Here is an 18,396-nt window from a genome sequence, read left to right as displayed (position 1 = left end):
CGGGTTCGCAGATTGCGACAATGGCGTGCCCAAGGGTCTGTACACGCTGATAGAGCGAACAGTACACTTCGCGCGCCTTGCCCCGGAACTCCCTGTCTTCAGGGGCGTTTCTGAGGTCACCAAACGCTGGACGGCCGGCATGTCTGCCGCGATCGTCCGTTTTGTAATGCCATTCACGCAGTAAACACAGGAGGCCGTCATGCAGTACGATTCCCTTCAGCAGCACACTCCGGCGGCCGAACAGCCGCATCTCGCCCAGGTTCGCCTGGAAGCGGACATGCTCCGCGGCGCCGTGATGGCCAACGGAATCCAGTCCGTGGTCCGCGCGATCCGCACCATGGCGATGCGGTGCTCGCGGGCAGCCGCCTGAGGCACCGTGCCCACGCAAAGCCGCGACGGACACCCTGACCGTCGCGGCCTCGCAGGGTCAGTAAGCTTGCAACGCCTGCAACTCGTCACGCAGATCCCGCAGTAGTTCATCTCCTCCGAAATCCTGCCATTCCTCGTCGGACAGATCTTCCCGCATCCCCTCAACCAGTTCGATGCGATCCGAGACGGCGCACCGTCTCCGAAGCACACGTTCGTGCGCGGCACGATGGCGCTGGGTGACTTCAAGCCCTCGCTCCTCGGCACTGCGCGCGATCGCAGGCCATTCCGCCGCAACCTCCTCGGCGGCGCGATCGGCGCAGCGTCCATCAATGGCGTCCAGGGCCTCGTCCAGACCGCCACCGAACGCCACCGGCGCCATCAACGCAGCGCACAGCCCGGCCAACCCCCGGCGACGCTTCCCCGGCTTCATGACTGCAAGCGCTCCGGGAATGCATCGCGGGCGTGCTTGAGCTTTGGCGCGATGACGAACTGACAGTAGGGCTGGAACACGTTCCGGGTGAAAAAGTCCTGATGCTCGGTTTCCGCCGGCCAGAACGTGACTCCCGGCTCAATGGTGGTCACCACCGGGTGCTGCCACACGCCGCTGTCCTCTTCACGACGGATTGCCTCCCGCGCCTGGCGCTCCTGTTCGTCGTCCAGGGGCATGACGGTGGAGCGATACTGCGTGCCCACGTCCTGCCCCTGGCGGTTGAGCTGGGTGGGGTCATGGATATTGAAGAAGACCTGCAACAGTTCAGGGTAACTGATGACCGTCGGGTCGAAACGCACGCGGACCACCTCGGCGTGGCCGGTGGCGCCGCTGCACACCTGCTCGTAGGTGGGGTTCTCACGCTTGCCGCCGGCATAGCCGGAGGTCACCTCGTGCACGCCGTTCAGCTCCCGGAACACCGCATCCAGGCACCAGAAGCAGCCACCACCCAGAATCGCGGTCTGTTGCGTACTCATGATTGCTCCTCACCGTTACCAGCATTCGCGGTTCGCCACGGCCCGTGACCGTCGCCGGTCACCCGGCCTTCGTCGCGCAGCTTCTCCAGATGCGCTCGCACGGAGCCGAAGGCCACGCGCTGCAGCGCTTCGGGGACGTGGGTGTAAATGCGACCGACCAGTTCCGGGATCTGCGCCTCTCCAGCACTGACCAGTTCCAGAATCATCCGTTCCCGCTCCAGCCGATGCGCGATCACCGCCTCGAGGACGTCGCGCGGCGGCCGCAACAGGCGGCCATGGCCGGGCGCGATTGCTTCCAGCGACAGCTCCCGCAGCCGGCGCAGGGAATTCAGGTAGTCCTGCATGCAGCCGTCCGGCGGGCTGATCACCACGGTACTGCCGTCCATGACCTGATCGCCGGCAATGAGGATGCGGTCCTGCTCCAGCAGAAAGCACAGGTGGTCCGCCGCGTGCCCGGGGGTATGCAGGCAGTGCAGGGTGAAATCGTCGCCATCGAGCCGGTCGCCGTCGTCAATGGCGTGATCCGCCGCCAGTTCGGCATCGCGGATGCCCTGGAGTTCGTTGGGATGGGCCATGACCGGCGCATCGGTTATGGCCTGCAACCGCCGCGCCCCCGGCGAGTGGTCCGGGTGGGCATGGGTGATGAGAATGGCGCGGATACGCCCGTCTCCGGCTTCGGCCACGGCCTGGAGATGCGCCTCATCGTCCGGCCCCGGATCCACCACCACGCGATCGGCATCACCGACGATCCAGGTGTTGGTCCCCGGACCGGTCATCATGCCGGGGTTGGGCGCGGTGATGCGGGCGAGCCGGGGTGTAACGCGGTACAACCGCCCCGGGGTGAACTGATCTTCTGTTTGACTCTGTTCCATGGCTGCAGCATACCTTACAGGAAGCCCTGAACGATTGCCCCGGGAGGCGCCACCCCGCATGAATCGCACATCCGCCGAAATCGCCACGCGGCGCTACTCACTCGTCCAGCGCCTCATCCACTGGATCGTCGCCGCCCTGGTGCTCACCGCCATCGCCGCCGGCATGACCCTCGGCACCCTGGGTTTCGAGGGCGCCCGGGACCGCTTCGGCCTCGACGTGACCAACGCGCTGTACACCTACCACAAGACCTTCGGCGTGCTGATTCTGGTATTGATGCTCGCACGGGTGGTGCTGCGCGTGGTCGCGGGCAAGCCGGAGTACTTCCGCTCGCTGGAACCGTGGCAGCGACTCCTGAGCAATACCGTCCACGCCCTGCTCTACGTGCTGCTGCTCGTCATGCCCGTGCTCGGCTGGCTGGCGACGGCGGCCGGCGATTTCCCGGTGGAGTTCTTCGGTCTGCACCTGCCGGGCCTCATCGGCGTCGACCAGGCGCTGTCCGAGCAGTTGTTCTTCTGGCACGCGACAGTAGGCTGGGCCATTGCCGCCCTCGTGTGCCTCCACATCGCCGGTGCCGTGTACCACTGGCGCGTACGCCGGGACGGCGTCATGCAGCGCATGAGCCTATTCCCGTAATCCGCCACCAAGGGACAGGGTGCGCAGCGACTGGGCCGGCATGGGGCGCGGCCGCTGCCGGGGCAGTTGCGGCGGTGCGGCCGCATGCCCCGCGGTGGCGGGCGCGCCCGACCGCTCCCGCGCCGCCAGCCTCTCCAGCACGTCCACTCCGCGCCTGTCCGCCGGTGTCGGCATGAACGAATCTCCCCGGGCCGAGACGGTACGGCTGCTCACCCGCGCCAGCAGCGGCGCGCCGAGCACCGGCAGCACCACGGGCGACAACCACCACAACAACGTCGGCGCCAGCCAGCCAAGAACGCCCACCGTGGCCGCCGCCGGAATGACCAGGGCGATGGTTCCACGGCAGGCAGCGCGCCACGGCAGCATGCGACCCTCGCGCTGCTGAGCATCCCAGCTGGTGGCCTGGCCGAGGAGCACCTGCAGCACGAACCCGGCATGAAACGCCAGCAGGACCGGCGCCAGCAGGACGGAGAACAGCAGCTCCACCAGGGCGTTGACAGTGATGCGCCACCGACCCGCCGGCCTGTCGTGCCGGCGCATGAGCAGCAGGATGGAGCCGAGCAGACGGGGGCCAAGCAGAAGCGCAACCGTCAGCCCCAGCAACAGCATCGGCGCCGCTCCGGCAACGGTCAACAGGGAAGCCCCCTTGCCGCTCAGGGCGTCCACGGTCGTGAGGGCCAGCAGCGCCAGCCACAGCGGCGACACCAGATAGGTCAGGGCCCCCATCAGGAAGTGGAGTCGGCTCATGGGGTGCAGCCCGTCTCCGGCGATGAGCCGCAGGTGCTGGAGGTTGCCCTGCGTCCAGCGGCGATCGCGCTTGGCGTACGCCAGCATGTTCGTGGGCAGCTCTTCGTAGCTCCCGTCCAGTTCCGGCAGCAGCCAGACGGACCAGCCGGCCCGCCGCAGCAGCGCCGCCTCGACGAAGTCGTGGCTGAGAATCTCGCCCCCCAGTGGCGGGCGACCCGGCAGGGTCGGCAATCCGCAGTGGGCCGTGAACGGCCGCACACGGACGATGGCGTTGTGCCCCCAGTAGTTGGCCGCATCGCCGTACCAGAAGGCCAGACCACTGGCGAGCATCGGGCTGTAGACCGCTCCGGCGTACTGGAGCAGACGACCGAACACCGTGGTCTGGCGCACCGGCACGGGCACTGTCTGGATCAGCCCGGCCCCGGGGTTGGCCTCCATGTACCGGGCCAGCGTCACCAGGGCCTCGCCCGTCATGAGGCTGTCGGCGTCCAGCACCACCATGTGGTCGTACCTGGCACCCCAGCGCCGACAGAAATCGGCCACGTTTCCGGCCTTGCGTCCGGTGTTCCGCTCACGCCGCCGGTAGTGCGCCACCAGCCCCCGGGGGAGCTCGGTGCGCAACCGGGCCACCTCATCCTGCTCGGCGTCGGCGATGGACGGGTCGGTGGTGTCGCTGAGCAGAAAGATCTCGAACGCGGCCACCTGGCCCGTCTTCCCCAGTGACTCCCCCATGGCGGCAAGCCCGTTCACGACGCGTACCGGGTCTTCGTTGTGGACGGGCATGACCAGCGCCGTGCGCGTGCAAAGTGGATCGTGCTCCCACACCGGGGGACGCCGACGCCGGAGTCCCAGTGCCTGCCGACCCAGCAAGCGCAGGCCGAACCCCACCGCTGCGGTCCAGAACGCCAGGGCGATCCAGGTGAAAAGGACGATGAACAGGGCGCTCAGCACCCACGCGAGTGGCCGCTCCCAGGCGCCGCCCATCATGGTGTGCAGCAGCGCCAGTCCGGCAGCGACGGTGGCGCCCACAACGCCGAAGAAGACCAGCCTGCGCAGTGCCATGTTGGGCGCATGCAAGGCCCACTCGGGCTCCGTCCCCGCCACCGTCCCGTTATCAACGTTCATCGGGGTACCACACAAAGCTCCAGGTCTCGCTGAGCCGCTCACCATTACGGTGCAGGTAGAGCTGCATGTCGGCCGGCGTCTCACCCTGCGGACGCAGGCGAAAACTCGCGCGCCAGGCCTTCGGCTCCGGTAGCGGCATGATCTGCACGTCATCCACGTCGCCGCTGGTGGTGCGAAGCTGCGGTTCCAGCTCCTCGCCGTCGCCCAGCTCGCCGCCGCGGAAATCGACGATGAACCGCCGGTGCGTGCGGGGCGGCGGATCGCTCTCGCCGGGAATCGCCGCCCAGCCGCTGCGCGTGCGCACGACCCGCGCCAGCCCCTGCGGGTCCGGCACCCGGTCGTACGGCGTCAGTCGGTATCGGTAGGTGCGCTGCCCGCCGGCCTTGAAAGGCTCATCCGGCGCCCAGTAGGCCACGATATTGTCGTCGGTCTCGCCGGCAGCGGGGATCTCCACCAGCTGGACGGCGCCGCTGCCCCAGTCTCCGTCCGGTGCCACCCAGTGGCTGGGCCGCCGGTGGTAGTTCGCCTCGAGGTCGAGGTAGCTGGCGAACCGGCGATCGCGCTGAACCAGACCGAACCCGCGCGGGTCGTGATCCTGAAGGGCGGTCACGCGAACCGTGCCGGGGTTGATCAGTGGCCGCCAGATCCGCTCGCCGGCATGGGTCTCCGCCAGCAGCCCGTCGGAGTCGTGCACCCGGGGACGGAAATCGTCCCGCTGAGTGGTACTCGGCTGACCGTGTGAAAACATGCTGGTCAGCGGCGCCACGCCCAGGTTGTGGATCGTCCGCCGCGCGAACAGCCGCTTCTCCACGTCCACGGTCACGCGCGGCTCCACCCGGACCTGAAAGCGGTAGGACCCCGTCACGGACGGGCTGTCCAGCAGCGCGACCACCTCCATGCGCGTCGCGCCCTCCGCGGGGCGCTGTAGCCAGAACGCCCGAAAGGCGGGAAACTCCTCCTCTGCTCCGACCGTGTCCACTGCCAGGCCGCGGCTGGAGAGCCCGTAGACCTGGTCGCGCCCGACGAGGCGGAAGTAGGACGCGCCGAGAAAGGCCGCCACTTCGTCATGCACACCGGGCCGATTAACGGGGTAGTGGATACGGAACCCGGCGAAACCGCCAGGCTCGCCGGCATCCGCCTCCACGCCCGCCGCGTCGCCGTCGTAGTCGAAGAACGCGGTGTCGAAGGACAGCGGCTCCGGGTCTTCGCCGTCCACCGTGTAGACACGGACCGGACTGTCGAAGAGAAACCCGGGGTGAAAGAGCTGCACCGAGAATCCGTGGTCGTCGTCCCGCCACAGAGCGGCCTCCGGGCGAAAGCGAATCTGCCGGTAGGTATCGTAATCCAGGTCTGCCAGGGGCCCGGAGCCATGCACAGGAGGCGGCACATGGGGTGAGTCCGCCCGCTCCCGGGCCATTTCGGTAACGGCGTCGAACACCTGCCCCCCGGCCACCCGCGCGGGCACTGTTGCGGCCAGAAGTCCGACAGTGAGGAGCACGTCAAGGTGGCGCGGCATGCTGCATTGCCTTCTGGCCAGTGGATTGGGACTACGGTTAATAATACAATAATTGTACAACATGAATACCAACGCCACCCCGGAGCAGGGTTGGCATGATCAAGTCACAGGGGATCGGACGTGCTGCGAGTGGCGCTGACACTGCTGGCACTCAACATCGGGCTGCTGGCGCTGGAGATCCCGCGCCACGCCGGCATGGGTCCGAACTGGCTGGCCATGGAGGCTCTTGCCCTGACAGGCCTGTTCATGCTGGTGCCGCGGCGTCGCTGGAGTGGTGTTTTGGCGGCACTGCTGGGGCTGGCCGCCCTGCTCCTGACCCTGATGGCCCTGCTGGACGCCTTGGCACGGCTGAGCCTGTCGCGGCCGCTCAACGTCTACCTGGACTACCCGCTCATCACCTCCGTTTACGACCTGGCGGTGGCCAACCTGCCGATTCCGGTCGCGCTGGCAGCAGTGGCCGGGCTGACCCTGATTCTGGCAGGTATTGCACTGGGCGTGACGCGCCTGCTGACCGGCCTCCGGCGCGATACGGCCGGAGCTGCATGGCGCTGGCTCGGGGGCGCCCTGCTGACCGCGGGACTGGCGGGGGTAATCAGCGTACAGACCCAGCCCATCGTCCCGCGCGCCATCTCTCCCGCCGTGACCATGGTGACGGACCAGGCAGGCTGGGCCGTGCGCACCCACCGTGAGAGCGCCGCCTTCGAGCGGCAGCTGGCCGCCGGCGGTGGTGCCCGGGAGCCCTTGCCCCTCCGGCAACTGGAAGGCGTGGACGTGATCGTGGGGTTCATCGAGTCCTACGGCGTATCCGCGGTGTTCGACGACCGGTATGCCCCCGTCATCCGGCCGCGCCTGATCGACATGGAGCAGCGACTCGACGCCGCCGGCCTGCACGTGGTCACGGGCACCCTGGACGCCCCCACCTTCGGGGGTCAGTCCTGGCTGGCGCATGCCACGACGCTGTCAGGGCTGTGGGTGGATAACCAGCTCCGCTACGAGCTGCTGCTCGACACCGAACGGCATACCCTGGTTGACGATTTTCGCGCCACGGGCCACCACACGGTGGTGGTGATGCCGGCGATCACGCAGGACTGGCCGGAGGGGCGGTGGTACGGCTTCGATGCCATCTTCGAGGCGGACGACATGGACTACGAGGGGCCGCCGTTCAACTGGGTTACCATGCCGGACCAGTACACTTGGTGGTTCTTCGAGCAGTCCGTGCGCCAGGCCCGGGAGGACCCGGTGTTCGGCGTACTGGCCCTGATCAGCAGCCATGCGCCCTGGGTGCCGGTGCTGCCGGTGATCGAGCGCTGGGAGACGATCGGCGACGGCGCCGTGTTCCGGCAATGGGAGGGCATCGGCGAATCGCCGGAGAGCCTGTGGCGGGATCACGACCGGGTTCGTGACCACTTCGTCCTGTCGGTGGATTACGCACTGAATGTGGCCACCGGATACGCCGAGCGGTTCGTCGCCGAAGACACGCTGCTGGTGGTGATCGGGGATCACCAGCCGGCCCGGCTGATTACCGGGCCGGAGCCCAGCGCCGGTGTTCCCGTTCACGTGATCAGCGGCGACCCGGCGCTCCTGGAACCGCTGCGCGCCCGCGGATTCACGCCAGGCGTCACTCCCGCTCATGAACAGGGGCAGGCGGGCATGGACGTGCTCATTGACTGGTTTCGGGCGGATTACGGTGACGTCGCCCCATCCCCTTGAACCGCCGGGATCAGCATGTCGCTCACCAGCCGCTCGAGCTGCCGCCGGTATGCACCGCCCGGTGACGGCGGGTTGGGATCCGAGATCATCACCACGGTCATGCCGAGGTCGGGGATCACATACAGAAGCTGACCACCGAAGCCCCAGCCGTAGTAGGCGCGCTCACCGCCCAACTCGGTGATGAACCAGCCATAGCCGTAGCCATCGTTGGTGAACCGGGAGCGGCCGCGCGGCGTCCATGAGGCGTCGATCCAGTCCTCGGCAAGCACCCGCTGGCCGCCGATCTCGCCCCCCAGGCGGTAGAGTTCGCCGAAGCGGGCCAGGGCGCGCGGGCTCAGACGCATCTCATTGCCGCCGAAATGCACGCCCTGGGGGTCGCGCAGCCAGTCCGGGATACGGATGTTCAGAGGCGCCCCCAGCCACTGCCGGGCCAGATTCAGGGTGGCCTGGCCCGACTGCGCGACCAGGGCCGCAGACAGCACGTGGGAGTTGCCGGTGGAATACCGCATGCGCCCGCCCGGTTCGCCGACCATGGGCCGCCGCAGGGCGTCCGTAACCCAGTCACTGCTGGCCACCCAGGTGCCGTAGTTGGCGCCGGAGGTCCGCTCCAGCCCGGACTGCATCGACAGCAGGTGGCCGATGGTGATGTCGGCCACCGCCGGGTCGGCATCCGGCGGCAGCCGATCGCCCAGGGCATCGGCGATGGACTGGTCCACCCCGCTGAGCACACCCTCCTGTATGGCTGCGCCCACCAGCGCCGAGAGCACCGTCTTGGACAGGGACTTGATATTGACCGGCGTTTCCAGATCGCCGCCCCGGAACACCCGCTCGACCCGTGGCTCGCCATCCACCAGCACCAGCAGGCTGTGCAGGCGCTCCATGGATGCCGCGGACGCTTCCACCTCTTCGAAACGGGGATCGGATGCGCGATTGTCCGCGGCGACACCCTGGACGGCCACACTGACGGCCAGCCCGATCACCACGATCAGGAGCCGTCCTGTCCTGTGCCAGGGTTGACCCAGAGCCATACGTTCCGAAGCACTCCCGTGGTGCACAACCGACACTACCGGGCCCGGTATCGGTGCAGGTAGCATACGCAGCATCACCAATGATGGCGGCACGCCGTCAGGGTATGCCTTTTGCACGGACGCTCCGCCTGCGTGGCAGCTTGGGGCCGGCACAAGCCGCCCGAGATCCGATCCATCCAGTATAAGGGCGAACAATGAAAAGACTGGCAGATGTGCCGCACAACGACTACCCGCTGAGCGAGGTGCCCCATTCCGAGCGGCGCGGGTTCTGGTCGCTGACGCTGATCCTCGTCGGCTTCACCTTTTTCACGGCCACCATGTGGGCCGGCGGCAGCCTGGGGGTGGCCTTCGACTTCCAGGCCCTGCTGCTGGTGCTCGTCGCCGGCAACCTGCTTCTTGGCGCCTACGCCGCGGCCCTGGGCTACATGGCCGCCCGCTCCGGGCTGAACACAGTGCTCATGGCGCGCTACGCCTTCGGCGAGAAGGGCAGCCGGCTGGCGGACGGCATTCTCGGCTTCACCCAGGTAGGCTGGTATGCATGGGGGACGGCAACCATCGCCATCCTCCTCGTGCGCATCCTCGGGCTGCCGGAGATGCTCACCATTCCGCTGATGATCCTGTTCGGCTTCGGGTTCTGCGTTACCGCCATCGTCGGCTACCGCGGACTGGAACTGCTGTCGCGCTTCGCCGTACCGGCGATGCTGCTGTTGATCGCGGTGAGCCTGACGCTCGGGGTCGTGGAGGTGGGCGGCATCGACGGGCTTCTGGCCATGTCACCCTCCGAAACCCTCTCCGTGGGCGCCGCGATAACCATGGTAATCGGCACCTTCGTAAGCGGTGGCACCCAGGCCACCAACTGGACGCGCTTCGCCATCTCCGGCCGGCAAGCCGTCCTTGCCACCCTGGTTGCGTTCTTCATCGGCAACGGCCTCATGGTGTTCACCGGCGCGCTGGGCGCGCTGGTCTACCAGGAGGCGGACGTGGTGGACGTCATGCTGGCCCAGGGGCTGGCGGCCCTGGCGGTGGTGATGCTGTTCCTGAACATCTGGACCACCCAGGACAACACCATCTACAACTTCGCCGTGGCGGGCTGCAACCTGCTGCGCACGGAAAAGCGCGGGCTCGTCACCCTCGTCGGCGCGGGCATCGGGACGGCGCTCGCCATCTTCGGCATGCACGACATGCTGGTGCCCTTCCTGGTCCTGCTGGGGACGTTCATCCCGCCCCTGGGCGGCGTGCTCATGGCGGACTTCTTCGTGCTGCACCGACGGCGCTACACGCCGCTGGCCGATGCCGCACTGCCCGACTATCTCTGGTCCGGCCTCGCAGCCTACGGGGTGGGCGCCGCCGCCGCGTATTTCTCGCCGTTTCTCGCCCCCGTGGTGGGCGTGGCCGTGGCCGCCCTCGCCCACGTGGTGCTTGGGCGGTATGCTCGTCGGCAAGCTGAAGGCAGGCCGGCGACGGCAGAGCGCGGAGAAGGGTAATGGATGAATTCATGCAGGCGGCATTGGACGAGGCCAGAAAAGGTCTCGGCGAAGGCGGCGTGCCGATCGGGTCGGTGCTGGTTCATCGGGGCCGGATCATCGGCCGCGGCCACAACCAGCGCCAGCAGCGCGGCAGCGCCGTGCTGCACGGCGAGATGGACGCGCTGGAGAACGCGGGCCGACAGCCGGCTGCCGTGTACCGTGAATGCACGCTGTACACGACGCTGTCGCCGTGCCCCATGTGTTCGGGGGCCATCCTGCTCTACGGCATCCCGCGGGTCGTGGTGGGCGAGAACCGCACCTTCATGGGCGAGGAGGCCTTGCTACGGGAACGCGGCGTCACCGTGGACGTGCTACAGGACCCGGACTGCATCGACCTGATGGAGACGTTCATCCGAACGTCTCCGGAGGTCTGGAACGAGGACATCGGGGAGTAATCCGCAGGTCGGTACCGGCAATGGTGACTCCTGAGCAGCACGACGCCTGACCTGGCGGCTCGAGTAAGGTGTCCCGGGCGGCAGTGAAGGCCGCCCGGGGCCCAATTTCATGGCGCTTGCGCGGCCCTGATGCGTGGCCGGTCGCCCAGGGGCTCGCTCATCAGCCCCCTGACCAGTGCATAGCACGCCACCATGAGCACCACCGTGAAGGGCAGACCGGTGGACACCGCGGCACTCTGCAGTGCGGTCAGCCCCCCGCCCAGAAGCAGGGCGATGGCGATGGCGCCCTCGATGATCGCCCAGAAGGCGCGCTGCGGCTTGGGCGAATCGACCTTGCCGCCGGCGGTAATGCAGTCGAGCACCAGCGACCCCGAGTCCGAGGAGGTCACGAAGAACACCACGACCAGAATGATGCCCGCGGTGGACGTGATGGCGGCCAGGGGCAGCTGTTCGAGCATCACGAACAGTTGCAGCTCCAGGTCGGCGTTCTGGACGCCCTCGAAGCCATCGCTGATCACCTGGTCGATGGCGGTGCCGCCAAAGGCGGTCATCCACACCACGGCGACGAGGGTCGGGACCAGCAGCACGGCAATCAGGAACTCGCGCACGGTGCGGCCGCGACTGACCCGGGCGATGAACATGCCGACGAAGGGCGACCAGGAGATCCACCAGGCCAGGTAGAAGGCCGTCCACCCCTGGTTGAAGTTGGCATCCTCACGGCCGAACGGGTTCGACAGCGCCGGCAGATGGGCCACATAAGCCCCCAGGTTCTCGAAGAAGCCGGTAACGATCAGCAGGGTCGGGCCGGCGACAATCAGGAAGACCAGCAGCAGCAAGGCCAGCCCGAGATTGAACTGCGACAGGCGCCGCACGCCCTTGTCCACGCCCAGCAGGATCGAAACCAGTGCCAGGGCCGTGATACCCGTCACCAGCAGCACCATGCTCATGTCGGTATCGGGCACGCCGAACAAGTAACTGAGGCCCGCGGTGGCCTGGGACGCTCCGAGACCCAGCGACGTCGCCAGACCGAACAGGGTTGCGAATACCGCCAGGATGTCGATCACGTGGCCCGGCCACCCCCAGACGCGTTCGCCCAGCACCGGGTAGAAGATCGAGCGCATCGTTAGCGGCAGACCCTTGTTGAACGCGAAGATGGCCAGCGCCAGGCCGACAATGGCGTAGCTCCCCCACGGGTGTATGCCGTAGTGCAGGATGGTGGCGGCCATGGCGAGCGAGGCTGCGGCCTGTACATCGTCTGCGGCGGCGGCCAGCGGGGCCCAATCGGTGCGCGCCCCGTTCTCCGCGGCGGTGCCACCTAGGGCCGCGTCGAAGTGGGTCAGCGGTTCGGCGACGCCGTAGAACATCAGGCCGATGCCCATGCCCGCGGCGAACAGCATGGCGAACCAGCCGAAGTACCCGAAGTCCGGCCTGGCCTCGGCTCCGCCGATTCGCACCCTGCCGAGCGGCGTGAAGATCAGCGCGACGCTGACGAGCACGAACAGGTTGCCGCCCAGCAGGAACACCCAGCTCAGGTTGCTGGTCACGAAGCTGAAGACGGCATCGAATGCCGGTTCGATCTCGGTCTGCAGCGCCAGTGTCAGAATGACGAACACCAGGATCACCAGCGACGACACGGTGAAGACCGTACCGTGCAGGTCGAGGTTGACGCCCCACTTCGTCACGGCGACATTGTCCTGGCCGATGACGTAATCGGTGTCGACCGGGTTCGCCGGTCCCTGCGGGGCGGGTACGCCCGCGTTGGTCGTGTTCGCGTCTGGCGCCTTGTCGTCGATCGTCATGAAATCTCCTCTGTCATCGTCACGTCCGGTCATGGCGCGCACGTCACGGCCGGCGATGTCCTCGCGACCGGCACCCCCTGATACCGAGCGCAATCCAGCGCCATACGGCACGGATGAGGCCGAGTGGCGGCATGGCCGGCATATAGAAATCGGGCAGCCGTGGGGGCTTCTTCCGCCCTCGCCCGACACGTAATCCGCGATTGAGATTGCGCATGTCACACCTCCGTCAGTGCAGTCGCATCACAAAGAGATGGCGACCTCAGGGCAGATGGTGCCGGGGGGTTATTGATCAAACAAACGAAAACAACTACAGTCGGCGTTCATTTTTTCTGAATGGTCATGACAATGGATGAGCGGGGCACATCGCTGAATTACGACACTCTCCCCCTGCTTGACGCGGATGTGCTGCGGACCTTCGTCACCATCGCCGAGAGCGGCAGCTTCACCCGGGCTGCAAGACAGGTATTCCGGACGCCCTCGGCACTGAGCATGCAGATCAAGCGCCTGGAACAGACCCTGGGCCAGTCGCTGTTCGTACGGGAAGCGCGCCAGGTGCGCCTGACCCCTGAAGGGGAAGTCCTGCTGGGCTACGGGCGGCGCTTGCTCAAGCTCAACGAGGAGGCCGTCACCCAGTTTCTTGCACCTTCGCTGGAGGGGCGTGTGAGCTTCGGCACCACCGACGTGGTCGGCTCACGCATCCTGCCCGGGGTGCTGGCTCAGTTCGCCCGGTCGCACCCGGCGGTGCAGGTGGATGTGGTCGTGGGGAACACCAGCACGATGGTCGAGCGTCAGGAGGCGGGCGAACTGGATCTCGTACTGATTACGGTTGGCGGGGACGGTCAGGAGCCGGCAGGCGAGATCGTCCACAGTGAACCGCTGGTGTGGACAGGGCGGGAAGGCGGCATTGCGGCACAGCGCTCGCCGTTGCCAGTGGCGCTAGCCAACCACGGGTGCGTCTGGCGTCGGACGGCTCTGGAAGCACTCGACCGCGCGGGCATCTCCTACCGGATCGCCTACACGTGCGAGCACTGCGCCGGGCAGGAAGCCGCCATGGTTGCAGACCTGGCAGTCTCGGCGTTTCCGCTCAGCCTGGTCCAGCCGCCGCTTCGCAGGCTCGACCAGAGCGCGCTGCCTGCTTTGGCGGATCACCACGTGGCGCTGATGCGTCGCCCCGGCCTGGGGAGCGCCGCGGAGACACTCGCCGGGCACATCGTCGAGGCATTTCAGCACATGCGTGGTTAGCGCGCGGCTCGTGAGATGCGCGGGGAAACAGGGCGGTCAGGGGGCACGCGCCACGCCTTCGGCGTGGCTTCACGGACTGGGAATGGAGCTGGCGACAGGAGTCGAACCTGCGACCGACTGATTACAAATCAGTTGCTCTACCAACTGAGCTACGCCAGCATCACGGGCAGGTATGGTAGTTCAATCCTCGATGTCCTGGCAATCGGCGGGCTGCCAATCCGCGGGCGGGAGGGTGTCAGGGTCATCAGCGCCGACGAACAGCCGGTACGCTGTGACCGAGCGGTAACGTTCGCCAATCTCGGTTTCGATCCCGAGGTCGCCGATTTCTGTCTCCCGGTCCATGGCACGCTGACGGGTACTGAACACGCCGAGGGAAACGGCGTGCTCGTCATCTCCGCCCACATAGCCGTAGTCACTGATGCCCTCGTCCGCCAGTTCGGCCATGGTCTCCTGGGCATCCGCCATGGTCTGATGGGGTGGTACGTAGACCCAGTACCCGACGAAATCCCGCTCCTCGACTTCCAGCACGCGGGCAACATCACCGGCGGTGCGCACCGTTGCGGCGAGGGCCTCGGCGTCCGTGCGGTCCAGGCCGTCCACGCTAAAGCACTGCAGCCCGGTCTCGTCGGTGGCGACGGAGGGCATATCGTCCTCCGGTTCAGGCGGCGCGGGCGCATCCGCGGGGACCTCACTCATCAGGCGCAGCGATCCCGCCGCCGGTTGCGACGGGTACGGTTGCGGATCGTCCCGGGCGTCGAGGGTGAACAGCGCGAACACGCCGACGTTGAGCAGCAGCATGAGTACGAAGAACGCTCTCACGACGGCGGGGCCTCCTGAGCCAGCCCGGCGAACACCAGCGGGTGGTCAACGTGCCAGTCACCGTCCAGCACCCGGGCAAGCGTGTCAGCGTCCCCACCTGTGAGCACACCTGTCAGTGGTGCGGACAGTGCGTGCCCCATGCGGTCCTTGAGACCGTCGATGGCATGGGCAAGGCTGTGGAACGTGCCCGCGCGAATGGCGGTGGGGGTGTCCGACGCCAGCAGCGGCAGCGCCCCCTCCCCCGGGTCTCCCAGGTGATGCGTGCCTGACGACAGCGCACGCCGCGCCAGACCCAGGCCCGGGAAAATCAGACCGCCGGCGTGACGGTCGTCCTGCGCCAGCACGTCAACGGTTACCGCGGTCCCGCAGTCGACAATGCACAGCGCGCCGGAATACCGGCTGCGGGCTCCGACAATGGCCGCCCAGCGGTCGGCACCGAGGCTTGACGGGTTCGGATACGCATTGATGATCGACCCGTGGGACGCCCGGGAGGTGAAACGATGGATGGGGCGGCCGTACTGCTCCCTGGCCCACACTTCCAACGCCTCCATCATCGCCGGCGCGGAGACGGTGCACAGGACGATAGCCTCCACGGGCTCCGTCCGGCATTCGAGCGCCCTGAACAGGGCCACAGGCAGATGGCCTTCCGCGGTATACGCCACCGCACCCTGCGCATGCGGCCCGTCGTCGTGCCACAGGCACCACTTGCAGCGGGAATTGCCGAGATCGAACAGCAGTTTCATTGGACCGGACGCAGGGAAACCTCCCCGGCACTCCATGGTTCGACGCCGCCATCCCGCTCCAGCAGCAGGCAACCGGTCTGGTCCACTCCGGCTGCAGTGCCGTCTACGACCCTGTTGCCAGCAAACAGGCGCACGCGTCGGCCTGCCAGGATATCGTGCCGCGGCCACTGGTCCAGGAAACCGGGAAACCCCTGGTCACCGAACCGGGCCAGGGCCTCGACGGCGCCGCCGAGCACCTGGCCGGCGATGACGTTACGACCCGGCCAGCGGGCGACGTGCTCGGCGAGCGCGGTCCACGGCTGGTCGATGGTATCGGTGTCGTCGGGGAACAGATTCAGCCCCAGGCCGACCACCGCGGTGCACGGGCCCGCCGGCTCGCCCTGCAGTTCGACCAGAATCCCGCCCAGCTTGTCACCGTCAATCAGGAGATCGTTGGGCCACTTCAGGCCGAGGCCACGGGCGTCATAGGACGCGAGCACGTCCGCGACGGCCAGTCCCACCGCAAGGCTCAGCCCGCCAAGTCCGCCGGGGACGTCACTGAATGGCCAGGCAATACTCATATAGAGATTGCGGCCGAACGGGGAGTGCCAGTCCCGGCCACGTCTCCCGCGCCCGGCGCTCTGCGCCTCCGCAAACAGCGCCTGAGGCAGGGCTTCGCTGCTGGAAGCCTCGAACAGTCTGCGGTTGGTGGAATCCACAACCCGCTCCACCGAGATCCGTTCCAGCATCGCCGCACCGCGCTCTCCCGTGGCCGCACGGATGGCGTCGGCCTCGAGGAGTTCCACGGGGTGCTGCAGCCGGTACCCCTTGCCGGGTTCCGAAAACACCGGGACGCTATCGTCCTGCAACTGCCGAATCAGCTTCCACACGGCGGCACGGGTGACACCCAGGGCTTGTCCAAGGGCCTCACCGGAGTGCGGGACGCCGTCGGCCAACTCGGTCAGCAAACGATCGGTGCGGGTCATGACGGTCAATCCGTTTTCCAGGGCAGGCGCTCACGGCGGAAGAAGTGGGTCATGACATCAATCATGGCAATATGGTCATTGGCACCTGCCGTCTCACGCAGACTGTGCATGGACCACATGGCATTACCCACATCGAGCGTCCTCACCCCCAGGGCAGAGGCCGTCATAGGCCCGATTGTGCTTCCACACGGAATGTCATTGCGGTGCACGTACTTCTGACAGGGCACCCCGGCCTCCTCGCACAACGCCATGAACATCGCTTCGGCGGCGGCATCCGTTGCATAACGCTGCTGGGCGTTGATCTTGATCACCGGGCCGCCATTGAGCATGGCCTGGTTCGCCTGATCGTACAACCGGGTGAAGTTCGGGTGGTAGCCGTGGGCCATGTCGGCGCTCAGTACCATGCTGGATGCCGCGGCACGATGCCGGTCCTCGGCCCCGACGCCGGTTGCCGCATTGATCCTGGAGACCAGGTCCGGCAGGAAAGAACCCTGGGCGCCCTTGAAGCTCTGGCTACCCACCTCCTCGTGGTCGAAGCACACGAGCAGGGACACCCCACTGAACGCACTCCCTTCCGAGGCAATCAGGGCATCGAGCCCCGCGTGACAGGAGGCGAGGTTGTCGAGCTGGCTCGTCGCAATGAACGCATCGTCCAGCCCACAGAAACTGCCGGGCTGGGTATCCGCCACGGCCAGCTCCCATGCAAGCACATCCTCGGCCTGGCAACCCAGGTTTGTCGCCAGGTGCCGTCGAAACGCATCCTCTGCAGGGAGTTCGTCGTGAAGCGTGCCGATCACCAGCGAGAGCTCATCGTGCTGCTGAAACCGCAGGCCTTCCTGGTTGACCTGCCGATTGAGATGAATGGCGGCGTTCGGCAGTCGCACCACCGGCTTCCCGGAGTGGAACAGGTGGCTCTGGACGTCACCGGTCTCACGGTCACGAACCATCACCCGGCCTGCCAGAGCAAGATCCCGGTCTGCAAAGGTCGCAAGGATCGGCCCGCCGTACACTTCCACATCCACACTGGCGTGGCCACTCCGCGACTGGCTTCCCGACGGTTTGACCCGGAACCCGGGCGAGTCGGTATGGGCTCCGATAATCCGGTAGCCCGCTTCGACCGGGGAGCCACCCCCCAGGCGGAAAGCGCCAATGGTCGAGTCATCTCGAATCACGTAATAGCCACGACCGCGCTCGAGCGACCACTGACCGTCCTCGTACAGGCGCGTGAACCCCGCGCGCTCGAGCCGCTCGGTCATCTGAGCGACGGCATGCCACGGCGACGGGCTCCGACCGATGAAATCCAGAAGTTCCTGGGCGGCCACCCGAGCTCTTGCGTTGTCGTTGTCCACGTCGTGTCCTGTGATCCTGAAGCCTGGAAGCAGAATAACAAATCAAAAAAAAACCCCGCAGCAAAGCTGCGGGGTTTTCACGTTTAGGAGCCTGGCGATGACCTACTTTCGCACCACAGCGAGGCGGCACTATCATCGGCGCTAAGTGGTTTCACTTCCGAGTTCGGAATGGGATCGGGTGGTTCCCACTTGCTATTGTCGCCAGGCAAACTGGCTCACGATTTCCAGCGCCTTACGGCGCCGGCCGTGAATATGGAAAGTTGCTGTATCGCGCACGTCGCATTGGAGAGCGCAGGCCACACCAAACTTCTTGGGTGTTATATGGCCAAGCCTCACGGGCAATTAGTACTGGTTAGCTTCACACATTACTGCGCTTCCACACCCAGCCTATCAACGTTGTAGTCTTCAACGGCCCTACAGGGGTCTCAAGGACCCAGGGAGATCTCATCTCAGGAGGGGCTTCCCGCTTAGATGCTTTCAGCGGTTATCCCGTCCGCACTTAGCTACCCGGCAGTGCCACTGGCGTGACAACCGGAACACCAGAGGTGCGTCCACTCCGGTCCTCTCGTACTAGGAGCAGCTTCCTTCAAA

17 protein-coding genes, 1 tRNA gene and 2 rRNA genes (1 of these 20 only partly in view) are annotated in these 18,396 nt (G+C 66.6%); 6 read left to right on the top strand and 14 right to left on the bottom strand.

Going from position 1 to position 18,396, the window contains the following annotated elements:
* Nucleotides 1-199: 199 nt before the first annotated feature.
* Nucleotides 200-370, top strand: coding sequence for a hypothetical protein (locus tag ACNSTU_RS10755; RefSeq protein ID WP_290632322.1), 171 nt, complete (start codon nt 200-202; stop codon nt 368-370).
* A gap of 57 nt (nt 371-427) precedes the next feature.
* Here ACNSTU_RS10755 and ACNSTU_RS10750 read toward each other — a convergent pair whose 3' ends face one another.
* The 3 genes from ACNSTU_RS10750 to ACNSTU_RS10740 are packed head-to-tail and all read right to left on the bottom strand — an operon-like array spanning nt 428 to nt 2,207.
* On the bottom strand, nt 428-799 hold the full coding sequence (locus ACNSTU_RS10750) for a hypothetical protein (protein ID WP_290632320.1): 372 nt from the start codon (nt 797-799) through the stop codon (nt 428-430).
* Entirely contained in the window at nt 796-1,335 is a 540-nt protein-coding gene (gene msrA, locus ACNSTU_RS10745) for a peptide-methionine (S)-S-oxide reductase MsrA (protein WP_290632318.1), read from the bottom strand. The genes ACNSTU_RS10750 and msrA overlap by 4 nt, the downstream gene beginning before the upstream one ends.
* Nucleotides 1,332-2,207: an MBL fold metallo-hydrolase gene (locus tag ACNSTU_RS10740; RefSeq protein WP_418212338.1), complete on the bottom strand. Its 876-nt coding sequence runs from the start codon at nt 2,205-2,207 to the stop codon at nt 1,332-1,334. Before ACNSTU_RS10740 ends, msrA begins: the two co-directional genes overlap by 4 nt.
* 58 nt (nt 2,208-2,265) lie before the next feature.
* Between ACNSTU_RS10740 and ACNSTU_RS10735 the strand changes: the two genes are divergently transcribed.
* Nucleotides 2,266-2,841: a cytochrome b gene (locus ACNSTU_RS10735; protein WP_290632314.1), complete on the top strand. Its 576-nt coding sequence runs from the start codon at nt 2,266-2,268 to the stop codon at nt 2,839-2,841.
* Here ACNSTU_RS10735 and mdoH read toward each other — a convergent pair.
* Together mdoH and ACNSTU_RS10725 are read right to left on the bottom strand one after the other, a co-directional pair.
* Nucleotides 2,830-4,713, bottom strand: a complete 1,884-nt coding sequence (mdoH, locus tag ACNSTU_RS10730) for a glucans biosynthesis glucosyltransferase MdoH (RefSeq protein ID WP_290637477.1) — start codon at nt 4,711-4,713, stop codon at nt 2,830-2,832. The two genes, ACNSTU_RS10735 and mdoH, sit on opposite strands and share 12 nt — an antisense overlap.
* Nucleotides 4,703-6,229, bottom strand: a complete 1,527-nt coding sequence (locus tag ACNSTU_RS10725; RefSeq protein ID WP_290632310.1) for a glucan biosynthesis protein — start codon at nt 6,227-6,229, stop codon at nt 4,703-4,705. Before ACNSTU_RS10725 ends, mdoH begins: the two co-directional genes overlap by 11 nt.
* A gap of 120 nt (nt 6,230-6,349) precedes the next feature.
* On the opposite strand from ACNSTU_RS10725, the gene ACNSTU_RS10720 reads away from it, so the two are divergent.
* Nucleotides 6,350-7,939: a sulfatase-like hydrolase/transferase gene (locus ACNSTU_RS10720; RefSeq protein WP_290632308.1), complete on the top strand. Its 1,590-nt coding sequence runs from the start codon at nt 6,350-6,352 to the stop codon at nt 7,937-7,939.
* On the opposite strand, the gene ACNSTU_RS10715 is transcribed toward ACNSTU_RS10720, so the two are convergent.
* Nucleotides 7,912-8,967: a serine hydrolase domain-containing protein gene (locus ACNSTU_RS10715; RefSeq protein ID WP_290632306.1), complete on the bottom strand. Its 1,056-nt coding sequence runs from the start codon at nt 8,965-8,967 to the stop codon at nt 7,912-7,914. The two genes, ACNSTU_RS10720 and ACNSTU_RS10715, sit on opposite strands and share 28 nt — an antisense overlap.
* Nucleotides 8,968-9,179: 212 nt before the next feature.
* Here ACNSTU_RS10715 and codB point away from each other — a divergent pair, with 212 nt between their 5' ends.
* A complete protein-coding gene (codB, locus tag ACNSTU_RS10710) occupies nt 9,180-10,451 on the top strand; it encodes a cytosine permease (RefSeq protein ID WP_290637509.1) in 1,272 nt (423 codons plus the stop codon).
* On the top strand, nt 10,451-10,888 hold the full coding sequence (locus ACNSTU_RS10705; RefSeq protein WP_290632304.1) for a nucleoside deaminase: 438 nt from the start codon (nt 10,451-10,453) through the stop codon (nt 10,886-10,888). Before codB ends, ACNSTU_RS10705 begins: the two co-directional genes overlap by 1 nt.
* A gap of 107 nt (nt 10,889-10,995) precedes the next feature.
* Here ACNSTU_RS10705 and ACNSTU_RS10700 read toward each other — a convergent pair whose 3' ends face one another.
* On the bottom strand, nt 10,996-12,687 hold the full coding sequence (locus tag ACNSTU_RS10700; protein WP_418212337.1) for a BCCT family transporter: 1,692 nt from the start codon (nt 12,685-12,687) through the stop codon (nt 10,996-10,998).
* A 339-nt stretch (nt 12,688-13,026) separates the two neighbouring features.
* On the opposite strand from ACNSTU_RS10700, the gene ACNSTU_RS10695 reads away from it, so the two are divergent.
* Nucleotides 13,027-13,929 carry a LysR substrate-binding domain-containing protein gene (locus tag ACNSTU_RS10695; protein ID WP_290634115.1) on the top strand — a complete coding sequence of 301 codons (903 nt, stop codon included), beginning with the start codon at nt 13,027-13,029 and terminating at the stop codon, nt 13,927-13,929.
* A gap of 83 nt (nt 13,930-14,012) precedes the next feature.
* Here ACNSTU_RS10695 and ACNSTU_RS10690 read toward each other — a convergent pair.
* From ACNSTU_RS10690 to ACNSTU_RS10660, 7 genes are all read right to left on the bottom strand, one after another.
* Nucleotides 14,013-14,088: transfer RNA gene (locus ACNSTU_RS10690), tRNA-Thr, on the bottom strand.
* Between the two features lie 21 nt (nt 14,089-14,109).
* Nucleotides 14,110-14,748: an SPOR domain-containing protein gene (locus tag ACNSTU_RS10685; RefSeq protein WP_290634117.1), complete on the bottom strand. Its 639-nt coding sequence runs from the start codon at nt 14,746-14,748 to the stop codon at nt 14,110-14,112.
* Nucleotides 14,745-15,491, bottom strand: coding sequence for a type III pantothenate kinase (locus ACNSTU_RS10680; RefSeq protein WP_290634119.1), 747 nt, complete (start codon nt 15,489-15,491; stop codon nt 14,745-14,747). Before ACNSTU_RS10680 ends, ACNSTU_RS10685 begins: the two co-directional genes overlap by 4 nt.
* The gene (gene birA, locus ACNSTU_RS10675; protein ID WP_290634121.1) at nt 15,488-16,456 is read right to left on the bottom strand and encodes a bifunctional biotin--[acetyl-CoA-carboxylase] ligase/biotin operon repressor BirA; all 969 of its coding nucleotides are present in this window, start codon (nt 16,454-16,456) and stop codon (nt 15,488-15,490) included. Before birA ends, ACNSTU_RS10680 begins: the two co-directional genes overlap by 4 nt.
* A gap of 5 nt (nt 16,457-16,461) precedes the next feature.
* Nucleotides 16,462-17,805, bottom strand: coding sequence for a M18 family aminopeptidase (locus tag ACNSTU_RS10670; protein ID WP_290634123.1), 1,344 nt, complete (start codon nt 17,803-17,805; stop codon nt 16,462-16,464).
* A gap of 89 nt (nt 17,806-17,894) precedes the next feature.
* Nucleotides 17,895-18,011 (bottom strand): 5S ribosomal RNA (gene rrf, locus ACNSTU_RS10665).
* A 115-nt stretch (nt 18,012-18,126) separates the two neighbouring features.
* Nucleotides 18,127-18,396: ribosomal RNA gene (locus ACNSTU_RS10660) — 23S ribosomal RNA — on the bottom strand; it runs 2,618 nt beyond the window's last position.

This window comes from Aquisalimonas sp. APHAB1-3 (assembly GCF_048323695.1).
Lineage (GTDB): Bacteria > Pseudomonadota > Gammaproteobacteria > Nitrococcales > Aquisalimonadaceae > Aquisalimonas.
The sequence above is the reverse complement of the archived record's forward strand: the minus strand, read 5'-3'. Positions and strand labels throughout refer to the sequence as shown.